The organism is Streptomyces sp. NPDC107654, from assembly GCF_055639035.1.
The window spans coordinates 72,947-92,027 of the sequence record NZ_JBVKBI010000018.1 but is presented as its reverse complement, the minus strand read 5'-3'; the positions used below and the strand labels follow the sequence as shown (position 1 = coordinate 92,027).

Below are 19,081 nucleotides of genomic sequence, written 5' to 3'. Positions count from 1 at the left end.
TTACTTCTCCTTCAGGTAGCTGCGCCACATGGAGCGCAGGACGAGCAGGCAGGCCGTCGCACACACGCCGCCGATCGCGATGGCCACGGCGAACAGGGCGCCGACCAGGCCGACCGAGACGACCACACCCCCAATGACCACCCACTTCTTCGTGTCGAACTCCGGCCGGGCCAGCGCCGAGGGGACGGGTGCCTGCTGCTGGGTGGCCTGCTGGGTGGCGAGGACCGCGGCCACGATCTGGGCAACGTCGACCGTGTTCGCGGCGGCCTCCCGGGCGGCGGCCTCCGCCTTCTCCAGGGCGTCGCTCATCGCGCCCACCTCCGCATCCGGGGCAGGTACGGGCGGACGACAAGGCCCAGACCAAACGCGATCATGAACGGGTTACCGACCAGCCACGCGGCCACGACGCTCACGACGGACAGGGCGGACGGAACGAGGAGCAGCACCCCGAGCAGGGCACCCAAGAGGAGCCAGCGCATCAGTTGTATCCCTCTCGCATCGGGTCGTTCTCGGGGCTGGCCGCCGGCTTCTTGGCGGCCCTGGACAGGGCGGTGCGGATGTACGGCTCGTCCACGACCAGGCGCCGTGTCCGCTCCAGGTGGTCGGCGATCTCGCGGGGTGATGCGTCGGGGCCGAGGGCTGATGCGGCCTCCTCGACGGCGCCCTGCAGATTCACGGCCGGGAGCTCGCTGACAGGCTCGCTGACCTGCTGATGCGCGGGCGCATCAGGTCGGGTTACCTCGTAGGTCGGGGGCTGGGCGCCGAGGACCAGAGCGACCGCAACGGGGTCGACGGGGACGCCGTAGGTGCCGAGCAGATGGGCGAGTTCGGCGGGGGGCGCATCAGGGCGCGCATCAGCTGCAAGGCGGATCGCGTCGGCCGGATCCATGGCGGCGAACTCGCGGCGCAGCGCCTCCGTGGCAGAGGCCGGGCGGGGCGCCGTCGGTGGAGCGGCAGTGGCGGCCGGGCCGACGGCGAGCATGCCGGCCAGCGCCACATCCGCGCCCTGCCGCAGCCGCTCGCGGGACACCTCGACCAGGCCCTCGGCGAGGCCCGGGTCACCGGCGCCGACCCGGCCGATCAACTTCCAGGCCCTGCGGGTGGCGTCCCGCTGCACTTCCTCGTCGGGGTGCCCGGTGGCGAGGGCCTGCTGATACGCCAGCTGCTGGACGACGCGGGCGTTCCGGCGGTCCACTTCGGCGTCCCTGCCGGTGCGGTACACCACGATGCGGCGGGCGATCAGTCCGAGGCCCTCGGCGGCGCCGCTCATGGCGAGCGGGGTGAGGGCGTACACGGCGGCCTCGGTGGGGTCGTCGGCGATGGCCAGCCCGGTGAAGCAGGCGGTTACCGGGGCGAGCCACAGGCCGCCGCGCACGGCCGCGGGTGCGGCCTGGCCGAGCATGGTGAGGCCGAGCATGGTCAGGGCGAGGATCAGGGTGAGGCCCTCGCCCGCGGCGACGACACCGGCGGCGGTGGCGGCGCGGTGGAACTCGGAGACGACGTTGCTGTAGGTGCCCCAGGCGCCGAAGCTTCCGACGCCGGCCATGACGACCGCGGCGGCGGTGAGCACGGCCGTCTGCCCGAAGCTGAGGTCTCGTCGGGTGCTGGTCACTGCTTGCCCACCTCCGGACGGGACGGCGTGCTGATCTCGTTGGGCGCCAGGTCCAGGAACAGGACGGTGAAGTTGCCGTGCTTCTGCTTGAGACTCTCCATGACGGCGTTCACGGTCGTCAGGCGGGTGTGGACGCCGGGGACGGCCGTCACCGTGGAGCTGGTGGTGAGCTGCTGGCCGGTGTCGGTGAGGATCGTGGCGAGCCAGTAGAAGGTCACGACGGTCTGGTCAGTGTTCACTGATTGCCTCCGGGTTGGCGGCGCGCACTGCACGGTGTGCGGCCAGGCAGACGCCCTCGCGGTCGCGGCGCTCGTTCGCTTCGAGCAGCGCGGCCATCAGGGCGGGGACAGGGGGAAGGGGCCGGGCGGACCGGGCCGCCGCGCGCAGGGCGGCGACCTCGGTCGGCCGGCGGACGTGACCGGCCCTCACTGGGAACCCCCGGCGAGGAGCCCGGCCAACTGGTCGGCCAGCGTGCGCAACTGGTCGGCGTGCGCGTCCATGGCCCCGGCCAGGCTGTACAGGCCGACCGCGTCCAGGGTCAGGGCGAGGCCCTCCTGAGCGACGTACAGGCCCGCGCGCCGGTCGGCGGGGTGGGTGGCGTAGGGGTACTGGCTGAGCAGCACCGTCCACAGGGTGTGGCCCTGGTAGGTGAGCGGGGTTGCCGGGCCGGTGTGGTTGAGGTCGACCCGGGCCACGGGCTGGTGGTCGGCGTGCCCCTCGCACCAGTCGGGTTCGGGGAGGGTGACCGGGCCGTGGTCGAGGGTCTGCAGCGTGACGGTGCGCGGGGTGCTCACTGGCCAGCCTCCCGCCACGCGAACGGCCGGGTGCGGCCAGCGGCGCGGAAGACCCGCAGGGCGATCCCGTCGGGGGCGTCCGGCTTGGCGACCGGGCGGCCGTCGGTGAGGGAGGCCAGCAGCCGCACGGCGTGGTGCTCGCAGCCGTCCGCGCCCGCGTTCGCCTGGTCGAGGATGGTGACGACGACCGGGCCGCTGCACGCGCTCGGGTCTTCGGGGTGGGCGGCCGGGCAGCGTGGGCCGGCCTGCCGCTCGTTGCCGGGCTCGGCGCCGAGGGCCCGCAGCAGCAGGCGCAGCGCCTCGCGGACGGACATCAGGCTGTCGCTGCCAAGCAGCTGCTGGCCGACGCTGATGGCGACCTCAAGGTCGGTGGGCTCCGACGGGGCGACCAGCTGGTCGCGGACGTGGTCGGCGGCCGCCCCGTACTGGGGCTTGCGGACGTCGCTCATTGGTCCTCCCCGGTGGGGAGGGCGACGGCCTCGGTCCAGGACTTGCCCTCGGCCATCGCGGCCTTGGCCTGCTCGGTGGTGACGTAGCCCTGCACGGGGTGCTGGGCCAGCTTCTCCCGCAGGTAGTTGGCGTCCCAGTCGAGGCCGAGCGAGTTGTCGTCGAGGACGCTGCGCAGCGCCAGCTTGGCGTGCATGACGCGCTCGTTGAGGATCCGGTCGTGGGCCTCCTGCCCGCCCGTGCAGGCCGGGTAGGGCAGGTCGATGGCTTCCAGGACGACGGTCAGCAGGCTGACGGCCGACGGGGGCAGGGCGCCCACCCGAGTGGTGGGCGCCGTGGAGAGGTCGGTCACCGGGTCACCTCCGTGGTGAGACGGAGGCCGAGCTGGATACGGTCGCGGCGCCGGATGGACTCCCCGTACTCCGCAATGCGGGCTTCCTCCGCCTCGTGCAGCTCGCGACACCGGGTGCAGTGGGCGCGGTGGTCGGCGGTGGCGGCGGCCATGTAGATGTCGCCGGCGCGGCGGCCGGGGGCGGCCCGCACGATGCGGGCCGCCACGACGGTGGACTCGGTCACCGGGCACCGCCGGCGAACGCGGCGAGGAGCGCGACGGCGACGACGTACTCGGCCTTCCGCGGCCGGTAGGCGGCGACGAGGCGGGCGACCTGGACGAGGGTCCAGCGGGTCACGGTGTGGGTGCGGTGGGCGCGGCCACCGGCGACGGTGCGGCGGGTGCGTGCGGTGGCGGCCGGGGTGAGGCCGAGACGCTTCGCGACCGAGCGCAGGCCGTTGGCGACGCCGGCCGCGGTGTCCTTCGCGACGCCCGCGGCGAGGGCCACGGTGGCGAGGGAGCGGGGCCGGCGGCGGCAGCTGGCGGCGAGGCGGTGAGCGGCGGAGCGGCGGCGCAGCTCGGCGCGGAGGGTGCGCCGGTTGGCGCGGTGGGCACGGCGAATGAGAGAGTTCGGCACAGCGGACTCCTGGTTAGGTCAGGTTGTTCCGTCAGGCCCCGTTCGGTGTTGGTAGCACCGAGCGGGGCCGCTTGCGTAAGCGGTGTCGCTTACTCGAATCGTAGAGGGCCGCCGGGGGTCGCGCAAGTACGTGGAGCCACATACTCACTCGCGATCTTGAGGCGGCCTCACTTCGGACCCCTCGCAGTTGCAGATCTAGTTGCGGTTCGCCTTCGGTCGGGGGCGGTCGCCGCCGCGAGAAATGGCGCGTGACCAGCTATTACGACCGTTGACGCACTGGGGCGACCACTCATCAAGGAAACTCGTAATGCGTAGGTCTCGGGTTCGAATCCCGAAAGCGGCTCCACTGGGACCCCAGGGCAGACCTCGTCTGACCTGGGGTTTTGTCGTTCAGTGGACACGGTGGCGGTGCCGGGAACGGGCAGGGCGGCTGGCCGTGGTCTCGATTTCCCGTACGGAGTTCCCCGTACGGCGAACCTGCGGACCTGAGGCAACATCTTGGTGAACAGCGGGCAGCGTGCGGTCGGCGCGCGTTGCCTCGCCGGCCGGATGGGGATGAGGCACGTGGTGGAGCCGAGGATCGCGGTCGCGGTGGTGACCATGGGCAACCGGCCCGCCGAGGTCGACGCGCTGCTGGAGTCCGTGGCCAAGCAGGACCTCGCCCCCGCCCGGATCGTGATCGTCGGCAACGGCTGCCGGCTGCCCGAGTTCGCCCGCCGGCTCTCCCTGCCCGGCGAGGTCACCACCATCGACGTGGAGGAGAACCTCGGCTGCCCGGGCGGCCGGAACGTCGCGCTCGCCCGGCTGCGGGAGTTCGGGGACGTCGACGTCGTCGTGGAGCTGGACGACGACGGGCTGCTCGTCGACGCCGATGTGCTGCGGCGCGTAAGGGACCTGTACGCCGCCGATCCACGCCTCGGCATCGTCGGCTTCCGCATCGCCGACGAGCACGGCGAGACCCAGCAGCGGCACGTGCCCCGCGTGGGCAAGTCCGACCCGATGCGCGGCGGTCACGTCACCGGCTTCCTCGGTGGCGGGCACGCCCTGCGCATGGCGATGCTCGCCGAGACCGGGGACTGGCCCGCCGAGTTCTTCTTCGCTCACGAGGAGACCGACCTCGCCTGGCGGCCCGCCGACGCAGGCTGGAAGATCCTTTACGCCCCCGAGCTGCTCCTCCGGCACCCCAAGACCTCCCCGGCCCGCCACGCCATCTACTACCGGGTCAACGCCCGCAACCGCGTCTGGCTCGTCCGGCGCCGGCTGCCGCTGCCGCTCATCCCGGTGCACCTTGGGCTGTGGACGCTCCTCACCCTCGCCCGCACCCGCTCGCTTCCGGGGCTCAAGGCGTGGTTCGGCGGATTCGCCGAGGGGCTGCGGGAACCGGCCGGGGAACGGCGGCCGATGCGCTGGCGGACGGTCTGGCGACTGACCCGGCTGGGGCGCCCGCCGGTGATCTGAGCCGCGCGGTGGCGTGCCGCGGCAGAGGGAGGAGAGCGGGGAACGGGGAGCGGAGAAAACGGGACGGGGCCCCGGTCGTTCACCTCCGCCGGCCGGGGCCCTGATCGTCCCCGGACCCAGCCTGCGGCGACACTCCCCCGAGTTACGCGTCGTACGCGCGCGCCGTCGGGCCAGATCCGATGGAATGATCACATCAGGATTCGCCAACGGATCGCTAACATGTGGCCAACGGTTCGTCGGCAGGCAGCGGAGCGGTTGGCCGGAAGTCATCCGGCGACATCGCCAAGAGCCCGTCCGGACCGGCGAATTCCGGTGCCGATCGATGGTCGGCCGACCGGCGGAAAGTGGCGGGAAACCGTCCAGGACAGGGCGGATTTCCGCCAGGCGACGGTGGGCACCCGCCCGCCCGCGGAGCGCGGTCGGCCCCGGCCGTGCGGGAAGGCAGTGGAGCGGCGTGATGCGGCGGTGCGAACTGCGCTTCGGACTGCTGGGACCGCCGGTCCTCTACGACCGACCGTCGTACGAGATCTCGTACGACACCTCCCCCGGGACCGCCGGCGACATCGAAGGCGCCTCCACAGAGACCGCCGGTGACGCCGAAGGCCCCGCCGTCTCGGCCCCCGGTCACGCCGGGGGCACCTCTTCCCGGGGTCCCCGCAGGACCGCCGACGACAGCCCCGATCACGGCCTCCGGGCCATCGGCAGCCCCAAGGTCCGCGCCCTGCTCGCCAGCCTCCTGCTGGAACCCGGCCGAGTCGTGTCGGTCGAGGCCTTGAAGGACGCGCTGTGGGGCGGCGCACCGCCCGTCTCCGCGCAGGCCTCCCTGCACAACCACGTCACCCGGCTGCGCCGGCTCCTGGACGACCCCGAGCGGCTCAAGGCCGTACCGCCGGGCTACGTCCTGCGGGTCGACCACGGGGAGCTGGACGTGCACGTCTTCGACGCCCGGGTCGCCGAGGCACGGTCCGCGCACGCCCGGCGCGACTGGGCGGGCGTCGTGCGGGCCTGCGCCGACGCGCTCGAGCTCTGGCGCGGCACCCCGCTCAGCGGGCTCCCCGCCGACATCGGCGGCTACGCCCTCGTGCAACGCCTGGAGGAGGCCCGGCTGCTCCTGCTGGAGTGGCGGTACGACGCCGAACTCGCCTACGGCGGCGCCCGCCTGGCCGCGCTCATTCCCGAACTTGCCGCCCTGGTGGCGGAGTATCCGCTGCGCGAGGCGTACCACCGCCAGCTGATGCTCGCCCTGCACCGCACCGGCCGCCAGGCCGAGGCCCTCGCCGTCCACCGCGACCTGCGCGCCCGTCTGGTGGAGGAGCTCGGCATCGAACCCGGCCCGGCGGTCCGCGAGGCCCATGTCGAGGTGCTGCGGGACAGCGGCGTCGGGCGGCGGGACGAGGAGTACGGCGCTCCGTACCCGGCCGATCGGGACGGCCGGCGGCAGGGGCAGGGGCAGGGCGCACAGCCGGGCTGGGGCCGACAGCCCTGGCAGAACGAGCGGTCGCGGCAGGACGAGCGGTCGCCGCGGCAGGGCGAGCGGTCGCGGCAGGGCGACCAGCCTCAACAGAACGGGCAGCCGCAGCAGGACGCCGACCGCTCCGCCGCCATCGCGGGGACCCCCGCCACCGGTGACCCCGCGTCCCCGGAGACGCCCGCACCGTCAGCGTCGCCTACGTCCCCCACTTCCCTCTCGTCCTCCGAGACCCTCACACCCCCCGAGACCTCCGCCTCCCCGGCGGCCCCCGCCCCCGCTCCGGACCCTGACCAGCCGATCGCACGGCGAATCCCTCGCCCGGCCCAACTTCCCGCCCCTCCTGCCCACTTCACCGGCCGTGCCGACGTACGCCGGGAGCTGTGGCGGGCGCTGGCCGAGCCGGCCGTTCCGGCCCCTGCCGTCGTGGTGATCAGCGGTATGGCCGGCGTCGGCAAGAGCGCGTTGGCCCTGCATGTGGCCCATGAGATGAGGGAACGTTTCACTGACGGGCAGCTCTACGTCAACCTGCACGGCGCCACCCCCGGCATGACCCCGCTCACCACCACGCAGGCGCTCGCCGCGCTGCTGCGCGACCTGGGCGCCGATCCCCGCACCATCCCGGAACACCCGGATGCCGCCGCCGCGTTGCTCCGCTCGCTGCTGGCGCCCGCCCGCATCCTGCTGGTGCTGGACGACGCGGCGAACGCCGCCCAGGTACGGCCCCTGCTGCCGGCCGGTCCCGGCTGCGCGGTGATCGTCACCAGCCGCTCGCCCCTCACCGCGCTCGACGGCGCCCGGCGCTTCCCGCTCTCCCCGCTGACCGGCGAGGACAGCGCGGCCCTGCTGCGCGCGGTGAGCGGGCGCGCGGGGCTGGACTCCGGCCACCCGCTGGTCGAGCTGACCGGCCGGCTCCCGCTGGCCCTGCGCGTGGTCGCCGCCCGGCTGGCCGCCCGCCGTGCCCTCACTCCCGACGTCCTCGCCGGTCAACTCGCCGAGACCGGCGGCCGGCTGCGCCACCTGGAGTACGACGACCTGAGCGTCCGCCGCTCCCTGGCCGTCGCCCACGACGCGCTCGCCGCCGCCGAGCGTGAGGCCGACCGGGACGCGGCCCTCGCGCTGCGCCACATCGGCGCGCTCGACCTGCCGACCTACGGCGCCCCGCTGGTCGCCCGCCTCACCGGCACCGACGAGCGCCGCGCCGAGGCCGCCCTGGACCGCCTGGTCGACGTCGCCCTCCTTGAGGAGACGGCGTACGGCCGCTATGCACCCCACGACCTGGTCCGCGACTTCGCCCGCGAACTGGCGGACGCCCAGGACGCCAGGGACCACCAGGACCGCCAGGACCGCCAGGACCGCCAGGACCACCAGGGCGCCAAGGACGACCAGGGCACTGAGGACCTCAAGAACCCCCAGCACCCCCAGCACCCCCAGGAACCGGAGGACCCCGCGGACCCCGAAGGCCCCGAGACCCCCGAGGATCCCCGGAACCCCCCCAACCCCAAGCGTGCCGAAAGCGCCCATGGTTCACGGAAGGCCACGGGTCCGGCCGGTGCGCCGGGGGATCCGGGCGCACCGGACCTCACCGCCCTGTGCTGGTACGCCGCCGTGGCCGAGCGGGTGTTGACCGCGGTCGTGGAGCCCGGGCTCGATCAGGACGACCGGCGGCGGGCGACCGAGGCGCAGCCGGAGGGGCACGCGGCGGACGTGGCCGCGCTGGCGCCCTTCGAATCGGCCGAGGAGGCCTTCGCCTGGGGTGAGGTGGAGCTGGAGAACGTCGTCGCGCTGGTGGAACGGAACGCGGGGACCGGCGACCCGCGCACGGCCGCCCCTCTCTCGGCGCTCGTACGGCTGCTGTTCCCCTATGTGCAGCGCAGCGGCCGGGTCGCGGAGATGGAGGTGCTGGGGCGGGCCGCGCTCGGTGCGGCGCGGCGGCTGGGGGACCCGGCGGCCGAGGCGTACGCCCTCGGTGACCTGGCGGGCCTGCACTTCCTGAACGGCCGGCAGAACGACGCCCTCGCCCTCACCGACCAGGCCCTGCGGATCTGGGAGCGGCTGGGCAGGGCCTCCCGGATACGACGCTGCCTGAATAACCGCGGGTTGCTGCTGGAGGGACTCGGCCGGTTCGAGGAGTCGGGCAGGGCACTGCGGCAGAGTCTCGCCTACTCGCGGCTGCTGAACGACCCCTACGGCGAGGCCGTCACCCGCAGCCACCTCGGCAACCTCTACGAGCACACCGACCCGCGCGCCGCCATCGAGCAGCACCGGCGCTCGCTGGCGATCGGGGACGCGATCGGCGCGGTCATCGTCCAGCACTCGGCGCACTGCAACATCGGCTACGCCCATCTCACCCTCGGTGAACCGGACGCGGCGGCCCGGCACTTCGAGGAGAGCCTGCGCATCCTGGGCGGCCACGGCGACTGGCACGGCGAGTCCCAGACCCGGCTCGGCCTGGTCCGCGCGCTGCGGCAGCTGGGGGAGACCGGCCGGGCGGCCGGCGAGTGCGCCGAGCTGCTGCGCCGGGCCGACGCCCGCGCCGACCGCTACATGGGCGGGCTGGCCCTGCACCAGCACGGTCTGCTGCTGCGCGAGCAGGGGCGGCGGACGGAGGCGTACGACGCCTGGCGCGCGGCCCGCGAGGCTCTGGGCGGCACGGACGAGCAAGCGGTGCTGGCCGAGCTCCTGGAGCTTCTGGAGGGCTGACCAGGCCTTGCGGAGCAGCTCACTTGGCGTCGGCATAACACTCCACCACCGCCGTCGTGAACGGGAACCGCACCGGTGTGTCGCCGAAGGTCAGGCGGCCGGCGAGGGCGGCTGCGTCACGGATGGCCCGGACGACGGCGTCGGCCTCCTCGGCGGGGCAGTGCACGATCACCTCGTCGTGCTGGAAGAAGACCAGCTCGGCCGCCATGTCCCACAGCGACCGGCGCAGCGCGGCGAGCAGCAGCAGGGCCCAGTCGGCGGCGCTGCCCTGCACCACGAAGTTGCGTGCGAAGCGGCCACGCGCGCGGGCGTTCGTGGAGGCGTACGCCGGGACCCAGGCGGTCTGGCCCTCCGGTCCCTCCTCACCGGCCGTGTCGACCGGGATCCCCGCCTCCTCCGCGGCGTCCTCGCCCGCCCCGGCGGCGGGCGGACAGGTGCGCCCCAGCCAGGTGCGCACCAGCCGGCCCTCCTCGCCCGCGCGGGCCGCCTCGTCGACGTAGGCGACGGCCCGGGGGAAGCGGCGGCGGAGCGCGGCGAGGTTCTTCAGGCCGTCGCCGGAGGTCTGGCCGTAGACCGCGCCGAGGACGGCGATCTTGGCCTGGTTCCGGTCGCCGGAGAAGGCGTGGTCGGAGACGGACTGGTAGAGGTCGCTGTCGCGGCCGGCCACCTCCATCAGGCCGGGGTCGCGGGAGATCGCGGCGAGCACCCGCGGCTCCATCTGGTCGGCGTCGGCCACCACCAGCCGCCAGCCGGGGTCGGCCACCACGGCCCGGCGGATCACCTTGGGGATCTGCAGGGCGCCCCCGCCGTTGGTCACCCAGCGCCCGGTGACCGTGCCGCCGGCGAGGAACTCGGGACGGAACCGGCCGTCGCGCACCCAGTCCTGCAACCAGGACCAGCCGTGCGCCACCCAGATGCGGTACAGCTTCTTGTACTCCAGCAGCGGCTCGACGGCCGGGTGGTCGACGGACCGGATATCCCAGCGGCGGGTGGACTTCACCTTGATGCCGGCCTGTGCGAAGGCCTTGATCACATCGGCGGGCAGATCGGGCCGCACCCGGCGGCCGAAGGCCTTGGACACCTCGTCGGCCAGCTCGGCGAGGCGGCGCGGCTCGCCCCCGCCGGCGTACCGCTCGCCGAGCAGACCGAGCAGCAGCTCCCGGTGGACCTCGGCGCTCCACGGCAGACCCGCGTGGTTCATCTCGGCGGCCACCAGCATCCCCGCCGACTCGGCGGCCGTGAGCAGCCGCATCCGGTCGGGGCGGGCGGCCTTCTCGTGCCGCTTCATCTGCTCGGCGTAGACCGCGAGCAGGTCCGGCAGGGGCAGCCGGGTGCCTGCGGGTTCGAACAGCGGGGACTGCGCGCCGGGTTCGGCCGCGCGCTGCGGCGGGTCGGGCGGTACGGGGCCGCCGCGGAGGCGGGCCAGGGCGGCGGCGGCCGAGCGTGGCTCGCCGTGCCGTCCCTCGTGGCCCAGCAGGAGTGTTTCGGCGTCCTCGATGTCGTAGCACCGCTCCACTCGCACCCCCGTGGCGAGCAGTCGCGGATAGACCTCGGGGGTCGACCGCCACACCCAGCGCGTCACCTCCGGGCGGCTCCGCACCGCCTCGGCGGGATCGCTCTCCCGCCGCACCGGCCCGGCGGGCAGCCCGTCCGGGCCGAGGGGGGCGACGTCCACGCCTCCGTCCTCGGCCGGTGCGAGTGCCCACCGGTCGGTCATGAGTGCGAGTGTGGCAGGGGGCTCTGACAATCGCCGTGACCTGCGGATTCAGGCCTCGTCAGACATGCCTGGGCCACGGGTCCACGGGTCCACGGGTCCACGGGGCCTCCTAGTCCTCCTGATCCTCCTCGGCCTCGCCGTCCTGCTCGTCCTGCTCGTCCTGCTCGTCCTCCCGCTTCTGCTCCAGCAGCAGCGACAGCACCTTGCCGACGTACTCCTCGGTGCCCGTCTTGGTGATGCCGAGGCCGCTGAGGACCCCCTGGCCGTTCTCGTGCTCCAGCAGGGCGAGCAGGAGGTGCTCGGTGCCGATGTAGTTGTGGCCGAGTCGCAGGGCCTCCCGGAAGGTGAGTTCCAGGACCTTCTTGGCCCCGGGGCCGTAGGGGACGAGGTCGGGGACGTCGTCCGCGGCGGGCGGGAGCGCGGCGGTGGCGGCCTGGCGTACGGCGTCCAGCGGGACGCCCTGCGTGGTGATCGCCTTCACGGCCAGGCCTTCCGGCTCGGCCAGCAGCCCGAGGACCAGGTGCTCGGGGCGGCCCTCGGCGTTGCGGGCGGCCACCGCCTCGTTGTGCGCGGCCATGACCACGTTCCGCGCACGCGGGGTGTAGCGGCTGAAGCCCTGGCTGAGGTCGAGGTCGGCGGACTCCTTGGGCACGAACCGCTTCTGTGCCGCCTGCCGGGTCACGCCCATGCTCCGCCCGATGTCGGTCCAGGACGCGCCCGAGCGGCGGGCCTGGTCGACGAAGTGCCCGATCAGGTGGTCGGCCACGTCACCGAGGTGATCGGCGGCGATGACCGCGTCCTGGAGCTGGTCGAGGGGTTCGTCGTGAACCTTCTTGATCGCCTCGATGAGGTCGTCGAGGCGCACGGATGCCGTGGTGTTCGGTTTGGTCGCCATACTGTCAACCGTAGGTTGCGCGCCGAGGGGGTGTCAACCGATGGTTGACATCCCTTCCCTCCGTCCGGGGAGGTGGCTGTCCACAGGCTGTGGACGATGAACTCCCGGTGTCGGTCGTCCGTGGCACGATCGACGGCGTGACCAGTACCGCCAGCACCGTCGAACAGGCCTTCCGGGCCGCCCTCTACGACGACACCGACACCGGCCTCGACACGGGCGCCTCCCTGCTCGCCGCCGACCCGGCCGCCGACGCCGAACTCGCGCGGCGCGGCGAGGACTTCGTGGCGACGGCGTGGCAGCGCGGCTGGCAGCCCGCCGACGTCGTACGGCTGGTGCGGCGGGAACTGGACGAGGCGCACGTCGGCCTGGCCGCCGAGCTGATCCGCGCACAGGCCGGACGGGACCGTCCGCGCGGGCATCGCTGGACCGGCCAGCTGGCGGCGCTGCCGGACGGCCCGGGCCGCACCGCCGACCGCTTCTCGCACGCCACGGCCGTCCTGGAGCTGTACCGCCTGCTGCTGCGGCTGCCCGCCCTGGAGCCTCTGGAGGAGGAGCCACGCCGAGCCCCCGGCCCGTCCGCCTCCCGCACGCTCACCCGCATCCGCGCGCTGCTCGCCAAGGCCGAGGCGACCGGCTACCCGGAGGAGGCGGAAGCGCTCACCGCCAAGGCGCAGGAGCTGATGGCCCGGCACAGCGTCGACGAGGCGCTGCTCGCCGCAGGGGCACCCGCGCCGGACGCTCCCGGCGCCTGCCGCATAGGCGTGGAGCCACCGTACGAACAGGCCAAGGCGGTCCTGCTGGACGCGGTGGCCACGGCGAACCACTGCCGCGCGGTGTGGAACGAACCGTTCGGCTTCTCCACGGTCGTCGGCTTCGAGGCGGACCTGGAGGCGGTGGAACTGCTCTACACCTCGCTGCTGGTGCAGGCCACGCACGCGATGACCAAGGCGGAGGCGGCCCAGCGGGCCGGCGGCCGCAAGCGGACCAAGACCTTCCGGCAGTCGTTCCTCGCGGCCTACGCACACCGGGTGGGAGATCGGCTCGCGGCCGCCGCCGAGACCCAGGTGACCCAGGACCTGCTGCCGGTGCTGGCCACGCGCGAGACAGCCGTCACCGGCCGTCTGGAGCGCATGTTCCCGGAGACCACCACGACCCGGCTCCGCGGGGTGAGCGACGCGGCAGGCTGGACCGAGGGCGCCCGTGCGGCGGACCGAGCCCAGGTCAGGGCCCGCCGACGGCTGGAGTGAACGTGCGTGCCCGGTGTGTGGGTTCATCCGTGCGGGTTCATACCCGGGGCGAGCCCACCGGCCCCGTGCTCCGGGCCCCAGGAGCCGGCTCCGCCCCCGGCCCCCGGCCTCCGGAGCCGCGGTGAGTCCTCGCCCCCCCGAGCCGAAGCCGCGAGAGGTCCGCCGAACCAGCCCGCGGCTCAGTCGCCGACCTGCTGGAACGCGCTCACGGAGGCGTCCGGACCGCTGCCGTCGGACTTGCCGGCGACCGGGCCGTACTTCCACGGGAAGGTGCGGGCGGCGTCCGTGCCGGGCAAGGTGATCTTCACGGTCTTCGCGGCCAGGGAGGTCTTGGCGCCGTCCGCGCCGCGCACGTAGCTGATGGAGAAGGACGCGGAGTCGCCCTTGGCCAGCTTCAGCTTCTGGGCCTTCGCGCCCTTGAGCGCGGGCACCGCGGCCTTGCCCGCACCGTCGCCCAGTACGACCTGCGGGAAGTGGTCCAGGGTGCAGGAGGTGCTCTGGTTGGTGATGCTGACGGGGACCTCGCCGGTGTCCCCGGCCGCCGGGGCCACGCTCGCCGAGCCGATCTGCACGGAGACACCGCCGATCTCGCAGGCGGAACCGCTCTTGCCGTTCTTGTCACCGCCGCCGCCGTCGCAGGCGGTCAGCAGCAGGGCGGCGGTGAGGGCGGTGACGGTGAGCGGAATGGCGCGCATGAGCAGGTTCCCATCGAGGTAGTGACGGTCTCCTCGCATCATGGCCCCTGCACCCGGGGCGCGGGCACGCGGCCCGGCCCGATTCACCGCTTCAGGGGCGCCGGCACCGCGTCAGGGAGCGCCTTCACCGCTTCAGGGGCGCCAACACCGCGTCAGACGGCCTTCACTGCTTCAGGGGCGCCTTCACCGCCGAGGGGGCCTCACTGCTTGACGGGCGCCGTCGGCAGTCCCGAAGGGAGCTTGCCTCCCTCTGCCTTGGTGTACGTCTCCTGGCCGGTCTTGCCCGACCAGGTCACCTTCAGCGTCGTACCGTCCACCGAGTCGACCATGCCGGTGGTCCGCTCCTTGCTGCCGTCGGGGCAGGTCAGGTGGATCATCCGCATGCCGTTCTCGGCGCCCGCGGTCCCGCTGCACACGGCCCCGCCGGTGGCGAAGACCCCGGCCTGCTTCCCGTTGACCACCAGGGCCACGATCTTGCCGCCGCCGGTGGTGATCCAGCTGCCCTGGAGGTCGGCGGAAGCGCCGGTGACCCCGGGCGAGGCCGTACCCGACGACGGGCCGGACCCGCCGGACGAGGCCGACGTACCGCCCTCGCCCCCGGACCCGGTGCCCCCGGACCCGTCGTCCGAGGAACCACCGCTGCACGCCGTCAGCGCCAGCACCCCCGCCAGTCCCGCGGCCAGGGCCGCGCCCCGCACCCTCGCCCTCGCAGCACTCGCACCTGTCACCGGAAAAGCTCCCTCCGCGCCGGCGGCCGGCGGCCTCGTCGACCGGCCCGCAGCGCAAGCTACCAGCAGTTACCAGAAGGCCTTCCGGACTCCGGGCGGTCGCCCCCGGTGGGCCTCTCCGCGCAGCCGCACCCGGGACACCCGCGACAGCACGTGGGTGCGCGGACCAGCGCGCGGGTTGCCGTCGAGCTGGCCGAGGTGGCGTACGCGGGTGGCGCTCGCGTCCTGCGGACGCGCGTGTACCCATCGAGCCCGGTGCGTGCCCGCCGCGACCGAGGTGTTCGCCGGCCGACGGATGTCCGGTTCCTGGAACACGAGGGGCGCGGTACGCGTCTCTTCCTAGTGCACGAGGGATTCGATCCGGACGAGCCGGCCCGGACGGCGGTGCGCGAGACCATGCGCGGGGGCCGGAGCGGACATGTCCTGCCTGCTCCGGGGCAGGCGCGGGAACGGTTCGGTAAAGCGGACGTCAAGACTGTAACCGCGGCACCACTCCTCGTGCACGTGCATCTGCTCATGCAGCCGCACGTGAACAGAGCTATGATCCGGGTCAGTTGACCACAGCATCTATGGCCTCACCAGCCAGTGCACCACCGGGGAGCGACCTGTGGACCGCGACGTCGACGGCGTGTACGGGGGGTACGACGTGTACAACGGCATGGCTGCCACGCAGCTGAACGGAGTGGCCTGGCAGAAAAGCAGGCACAGCAACTCACAGGGCTCCTGCGTGGAGTTCGCGCGGCTGCCGGGCGGCGACGTCGCCGTACGCAACTCGCGCTTCCCCGACGGGCCGGCGCTCGTCTACACGCGCGCGGAGATCGAGGCGATGCTGCTCGGCATCAAGGACGGCGAGTTCGACCATCTGATAGCGAGTTGACGCGGGCATCTCGTCCCCGCGACGTCGATGGCAACGATGTCGCGGCCCCGATGCCCGCACAGATATGTGCACGTGAAGAGTGGACGCGCGTAGACACAGCGCGTCCACCGATGCCGTACCGGATCAGCCGGCCGCCTTCAGCCGGAACAGCGCCCAGACCACCTTGCCGTCGAGCGCGCCCGCGAGCGGGTGCCAGCCCCAGCTGTCCGCGAAGGAGTCCACCAGGAACAGCCCGCGGCCCGACTCGGCGGAGAAGTCGTCCGAGTCGCGCGGGACCGGGGTCTCGTGGCTCGGATCGCGCACCGCGCACACCAGCCGCTCGCTCCAGCGCATCAGGTGCAGCCGTACGCACGACTGGTGCGCCTCGGTGCGGCAGGGAGCGGAGGGCACCGCGTGCCGCAGGGCGTTGGTGACGAGTTCGGAGACGACGAGGCAGATGTCGTCGAAGCGGTCGCCGACGTCCCACTGGTCGAGGGTGTTCCGGGTGAAGCGCCGGGCCTCGCGCACCGCCTCGAAGCGGGCCGGCAGGGCGCAGGAGGCGGCATCGGACACGGCCGCGGGATCCAGCGGCGGAAGGCCCTGCCGTAACGGCTTGAGCATGGTCGATCCATTCGTCCCCATGCGAGGCACTCCCGGGAATTCGCGGTCGTTGCGATGCAGCGGTGGCGCGGCACCATGGTTTCGGATGCGCAGAGCAGATGCAAGGGCAGATGCACGTGCACGCGACCGAAATGGCACTGCCCGTACCGCTTCTTGGCCATTTTTTCTGCCATCTTCCCCGGATTCCGCCAGAGGTCCGGACCTCTGGCCGGTCGGGATCCGGCAGAAACGGCCGGGGTCTTTCCGTTTCCGTAACCGTGCGAGTACTGCTCGGAGTGTTTTAGTGGCAGACTTCGGCCCCTGGAGACGGTTGGGGAGGCTGGCGAACGTGAGCGCGGGAGAGCCCGGATCGGTGGTGCGGCGGATGCTGCTCGGCTCGCAACTCAGGCGACTGCGTGAAGCGCGGGGGATCACGCGCGAGAAGGCGGGATACTCGATCCGCGCCTCCGAGTCGAAGATCAGCCGGATGGAGCTGGGCCGGGTGAGCTTCAAGACCAGAGACGTGGAGGACCTGCTCACCCTCTACGGCATCACCGACGAGGCGGAGCGCGAGTCGCTGCTCTCCCTCGCCCGGGAGGCCAACGTGGCGGGCTGGTGGCACAGTTACACCGACGTCCTGCCCAGCTGGTTCCCCACCTACGTCGGCCTGGAGGGCGCCGCCGCGCTGATCCGCGCCTACGAGGTGCAGTTCGTGCACGGCCTGCTCCAGACCGAGGAGTACGCCCGCGCGGTGGTCCGGCGCGGCATGAAGGGCGCGAGCACCGCCGACGTCGAACGCCGGGTCGCCCTGCGCCTGGAGCGGCAGAAGTACCTGCTCGCCGACAACGCCCCCGAGTTCCACATCGTCCTGGACGAGGCCGCCCTGCGCCGCCCCTACGGCGACCGCAAGGTGATGCGGGGCCAGCTCCAGCACCTGATCGACATCTCCGAGCGGCCCAACGTGCGTCTCCAGGTCATGCCGTTCAGCTTCGGCGGGCACTCCGGCGAGAGCGGCGCCTTCACCATCCTCAGCTTCCCCGAGTCCGACCTGTCCGACGTGGTCTACCTGGAGCAGCTGACCAGCGCCCTCTACCTGGACAAACGCGAGGACGTCGCCCAGTACGAACAGTCCCTGAAGGAGCTGCAGCAGGACAGCCCCGGGCCCGACGAGAGCCGGGACCTGCTGCGCGGGCTGCTGCAACTGTCCTGACCCGTTCCGGCTCCCCCGCCAACCCGCCCCAACTCCCCTTACCAGCAAGTAGGATGACGTTCGCTCAGGCATGCACGGATCTGGTGTCCGCTAGCGATTGAGGGATCACATGTCGTCCTACTTCACCGACCTGGCCCAGCAGTACATCGACGGCGAGTGGCGCCCGGGCACCGGCTCGTGGGACGTCATCGACTTCAACCCCTACGACGACGAGAAGCTGGCCTCCATCACGGTGGCCACGGTCGACGAGGTGGACCAGGCCTACCGGGCCGCCGCCCGCGCCCAGAGGAAGTGGGCCGAGACCAACCCCTACGCCCGGCGCGCGGTCTTCGAGCGGGCGCTCCGGCTGATCGAGGACCGCGAGCAGGAGATAGCCGACCTGATCATCGCGGAGCTGGGCGGCACCCGTGTGAAGGCCGGTTTCGAGCTGCACCTCGCCAAGGAGTTCCTGCGCGAGTCGATCCACCTCGCCCTGCGCGCCGAGGGCAGGATCCTGCCGTCCCCGACCGAGGGCAAGGAGAACCGCGTCTACCGGGTGCCGGTCGGCGTGGTGGGCGTGATCAGCCCCTTCAACTTCCCCTTCCTGCTCTCCCTGAAGTCGGTCGCACCGGCCCTGGCGCTCGGCAACGCCGTGGTGCTCAAGCCGCACCAGAACACCCCGATCGCCGGCGGCACCCTGCTCGCGAAGATCTTCGAGGAGGCCGGGCTGCCCGGCGGCCTGCTCAACGTCGTCGTCACCGACATCGCCGAGATCGGTGACGCCTTCATCGAGCACCCGGTCCCGAAGGTCATCTCCTTCACCGGCTCGGACAAGGTCGGCCGGCACGTCGCCACCGTCTGCGCCGGGCACTTCAAGCGCGCGGTCCTCGAACTGGGCGGCAACAGCGCGCTGGTGGTGCTGGACGACGCCGACCTCGACTACGCGGTGGACGCGGCCGTCTTCAGCCGGTTCGTGCACCAGGGCCAGGTCTGCATGGCCGCCAACCGGGTCCTCGTGGACACTGCCGTCGCCGACGAGTTCACCGAGAGGTTCGTCGCCAAGGTGAAGACCCTCAAGGTGGGCGACCCGCGTGACCCGGAGACCGTGATCGGCCCGGTGATCAACTCCGCGCAGGCGAACGCGATCTCCGGCACCGTCGAGCAGGCCCTCGCCGAGGGCGCCACGGCCCTGGTGCGCGGCACCACGACCAACAACCTGGTCGCGCCGACCGTGCTCACCGGCGTCCCCGCGGACTCCGCGCTGCTCCGGCAGGAGGTCTTCGGCCCGGTCGTCTTCCTCGTCCCGTTCGACGGTGAGGAGGAGGCGGTCCGGATCGTCAACGACACCCCGTACGGCCTCAGCGGCGCCGTGCACACGGGGAACGTCGAGCGGGGCGTGGCCTTCGCCAAGCGGATCGACACCGGCATGTTCCACGTGAACGACGGCACCGTCCACGACGAGCCGATCGTGCCCTTCGGCGGCGAGAAGCACTCCGGCCTCGGCCGCCTCAACGGCGAGACGACGCTGGAGGCGTTCACCACCGTCAAGTGGATCTCGGTGCAGCACGGCCGCAGCGGATTCCCGTTCTAGCCGTACCTTCTCCCGTTTCCCGGGGCCATTGAGGACAGCTTCTGTCCTCAATGGCCCGTAGCGTCTTCCGTGTCGGGGAAACGGCCCCCGGCGACCCGGTCCCACGAAAGGCG

General features: G+C 72.8%; 22 protein-coding genes. 6 read left to right on the top strand and 16 right to left on the bottom strand.

The genetic code is table 11. The features are described from left to right. The 10 genes from ACZ7N4_RS27660 to ACZ7N4_RS27615 are packed head-to-tail and all read right to left on the bottom strand — an operon-like array spanning window position 1 to window position 3,821. The gene (locus tag ACZ7N4_RS27660) at window positions 1-309 is read right to left on the bottom strand and encodes a hypothetical protein (RefSeq protein ID WP_471362795.1); all 309 of its coding nucleotides are present in this window, start codon (window positions 307-309) and stop codon (window positions 1-3) included. Then, window positions 306-479 (bottom strand): hypothetical protein, encoded by a 174-nt coding sequence (locus ACZ7N4_RS27655; protein WP_471362792.1) that lies wholly within the window; start codon window positions 477-479, stop codon window positions 306-308. Before ACZ7N4_RS27655 ends, ACZ7N4_RS27660 begins: the two co-directional genes overlap by 4 nt. Then, entirely contained in the window at window positions 479-1,612 is a 1,134-nt protein-coding gene (locus ACZ7N4_RS27650) for a hypothetical protein (RefSeq protein ID WP_471362789.1), read from the bottom strand. The genes ACZ7N4_RS27655 and ACZ7N4_RS27650 overlap by 1 nt, the downstream gene beginning before the upstream one ends. Further along, on the bottom strand, window positions 1,609-1,851 hold the full coding sequence (locus ACZ7N4_RS27645) for a hypothetical protein (protein ID WP_471362786.1): 243 nt from the start codon (window positions 1,849-1,851) through the stop codon (window positions 1,609-1,611). Before ACZ7N4_RS27645 ends, ACZ7N4_RS27650 begins: the two co-directional genes overlap by 4 nt. Continuing rightward, complete coding sequence (locus ACZ7N4_RS27640) at window positions 1,841-2,041, bottom strand: hypothetical protein (RefSeq protein WP_471362783.1); 201 nt, start codon at window positions 2,039-2,041, stop codon at window positions 1,841-1,843. The genes ACZ7N4_RS27645 and ACZ7N4_RS27640 overlap by 11 nt, the downstream gene beginning before the upstream one ends. Next, window positions 2,038-2,406 carry a DUF6907 domain-containing protein gene (locus ACZ7N4_RS27635; protein ID WP_471362780.1) on the bottom strand — a complete coding sequence of 123 codons (369 nt, stop codon included), beginning with the start codon at window positions 2,404-2,406 and terminating at the stop codon, window positions 2,038-2,040. Before ACZ7N4_RS27635 ends, ACZ7N4_RS27640 begins: the two co-directional genes overlap by 4 nt. After that, entirely contained in the window at window positions 2,403-2,855 is a 453-nt protein-coding gene (locus ACZ7N4_RS27630) for a hypothetical protein (protein WP_471362777.1), read from the bottom strand. The genes ACZ7N4_RS27635 and ACZ7N4_RS27630 overlap by 4 nt, the downstream gene beginning before the upstream one ends. Continuing rightward, on the bottom strand, window positions 2,852-3,205 hold the full coding sequence (locus ACZ7N4_RS27625; protein WP_471362775.1) for a hypothetical protein: 354 nt from the start codon (window positions 3,203-3,205) through the stop codon (window positions 2,852-2,854). Before ACZ7N4_RS27625 ends, ACZ7N4_RS27630 begins: the two co-directional genes overlap by 4 nt. Continuing rightward, window positions 3,202-3,429: a hypothetical protein gene (locus tag ACZ7N4_RS27620; RefSeq protein ID WP_471362772.1), complete on the bottom strand. Its 228-nt coding sequence runs from the start codon at window positions 3,427-3,429 to the stop codon at window positions 3,202-3,204. The genes ACZ7N4_RS27625 and ACZ7N4_RS27620 overlap by 4 nt, the downstream gene beginning before the upstream one ends. After that, window positions 3,426-3,821, bottom strand: a complete 396-nt coding sequence (locus ACZ7N4_RS27615) for a hypothetical protein (RefSeq protein WP_471362770.1) — start codon at window positions 3,819-3,821, stop codon at window positions 3,426-3,428. Before ACZ7N4_RS27615 ends, ACZ7N4_RS27620 begins: the two co-directional genes overlap by 4 nt. Before the next feature lie 564 nt (window positions 3,822-4,385). On the opposite strand from ACZ7N4_RS27615, the gene ACZ7N4_RS27610 reads away from it, so the two are divergent. Both ACZ7N4_RS27610 and ACZ7N4_RS27605 read left to right on the top strand, forming a co-directional pair. Beyond that, the gene (locus ACZ7N4_RS27610; protein ID WP_471362767.1) at window positions 4,386-5,279 is read left to right on the top strand and encodes a glycosyltransferase family 2 protein; all 894 of its coding nucleotides are present in this window, start codon (window positions 4,386-4,388) and stop codon (window positions 5,277-5,279) included. Window positions 5,280-5,736: 457 nt separating this feature from the next. After that, entirely contained in the window at window positions 5,737-9,450 is a 3,714-nt protein-coding gene (locus tag ACZ7N4_RS27605; protein ID WP_471362764.1) for an AfsR/SARP family transcriptional regulator, read from the top strand. A gap of 19 nt (window positions 9,451-9,469) precedes the next feature. Here ACZ7N4_RS27605 and ACZ7N4_RS27600 read toward each other — a convergent pair whose 3' ends face one another. After that, window positions 9,470-11,167, bottom strand: coding sequence for a bifunctional 3'-5' exonuclease/DNA polymerase (locus ACZ7N4_RS27600; RefSeq protein WP_471362761.1), 1,698 nt, complete (start codon window positions 11,165-11,167; stop codon window positions 9,470-9,472). 109 nt (window positions 11,168-11,276) lie between these two features. Beyond that, window positions 11,277-12,062, bottom strand: a complete 786-nt coding sequence (locus tag ACZ7N4_RS27595) for a Clp protease N-terminal domain-containing protein (RefSeq protein WP_471362758.1) — start codon at window positions 12,060-12,062, stop codon at window positions 11,277-11,279. 137 nt (window positions 12,063-12,199) lie between these two features. On the opposite strand from ACZ7N4_RS27595, the gene ACZ7N4_RS27590 reads away from it, so the two are divergent. Further along, a complete protein-coding gene (locus ACZ7N4_RS27590; RefSeq protein WP_471362756.1) occupies window positions 12,200-13,309 on the top strand; it encodes a DUF2786 domain-containing protein in 1,110 nt (369 codons plus the stop codon). 179 nt (window positions 13,310-13,488) lie between these two features. Here ACZ7N4_RS27590 and ACZ7N4_RS27585 read toward each other — a convergent pair whose 3' ends face one another. The 3 genes from ACZ7N4_RS27585 to ACZ7N4_RS27575 all read right to left on the bottom strand — a co-directional run bounded on the left by ACZ7N4_RS27585 (window position 13,489) and on the right by ACZ7N4_RS27575 (window position 15,047). Next, entirely contained in the window at window positions 13,489-14,004 is a 516-nt protein-coding gene (locus tag ACZ7N4_RS27585; RefSeq protein ID WP_471362754.1) for a DUF4232 domain-containing protein, read from the bottom strand. Between the two features lie 200 nt (window positions 14,005-14,204). Then, window positions 14,205-14,732, bottom strand: a complete 528-nt coding sequence (locus ACZ7N4_RS27580) for a hypothetical protein (RefSeq protein WP_471362751.1) — start codon at window positions 14,730-14,732, stop codon at window positions 14,205-14,207. 69 nt (window positions 14,733-14,801) lie between these two features. Beyond that, entirely contained in the window at window positions 14,802-15,047 is a 246-nt protein-coding gene (locus tag ACZ7N4_RS27575; protein WP_471362748.1) for a 30S ribosomal protein S14, read from the bottom strand. A gap of 292 nt (window positions 15,048-15,339) precedes the next feature. Here ACZ7N4_RS27575 and ACZ7N4_RS27570 point away from each other — a divergent pair, with 292 nt between their 5' ends. Beyond that, window positions 15,340-15,609 (top strand): DUF397 domain-containing protein, encoded by a 270-nt coding sequence (locus ACZ7N4_RS27570; RefSeq protein WP_467930794.1) that lies wholly within the window; start codon window positions 15,340-15,342, stop codon window positions 15,607-15,609. 123 nt (window positions 15,610-15,732) lie between these two features. Here the strand turns inward: ACZ7N4_RS27570 and ACZ7N4_RS27565 are convergent, their stop codons facing one another. Beyond that, the gene (locus tag ACZ7N4_RS27565) at window positions 15,733-16,209 is read right to left on the bottom strand and encodes an ATP-binding protein (protein WP_471362745.1); all 477 of its coding nucleotides are present in this window, start codon (window positions 16,207-16,209) and stop codon (window positions 15,733-15,735) included. A 364-nt stretch (window positions 16,210-16,573) separates the two neighbouring features. Between ACZ7N4_RS27565 and ACZ7N4_RS27560 the strand changes: the two genes are divergently transcribed. Beyond that, window positions 16,574-17,398 (top strand): helix-turn-helix domain-containing protein, encoded by an 825-nt coding sequence (locus ACZ7N4_RS27560; protein ID WP_471362938.1) that lies wholly within the window; start codon window positions 16,574-16,576, stop codon window positions 17,396-17,398. A 109-nt stretch (window positions 17,399-17,507) separates the two neighbouring features. After that, window positions 17,508-18,968 carry an aldehyde dehydrogenase family protein gene (locus ACZ7N4_RS27555; protein WP_471362742.1) on the top strand — a complete coding sequence of 487 codons (1,461 nt, stop codon included), beginning with the start codon at window positions 17,508-17,510 and terminating at the stop codon, window positions 18,966-18,968. Window positions 18,969-19,081 lie beyond the last annotated feature (113 nt).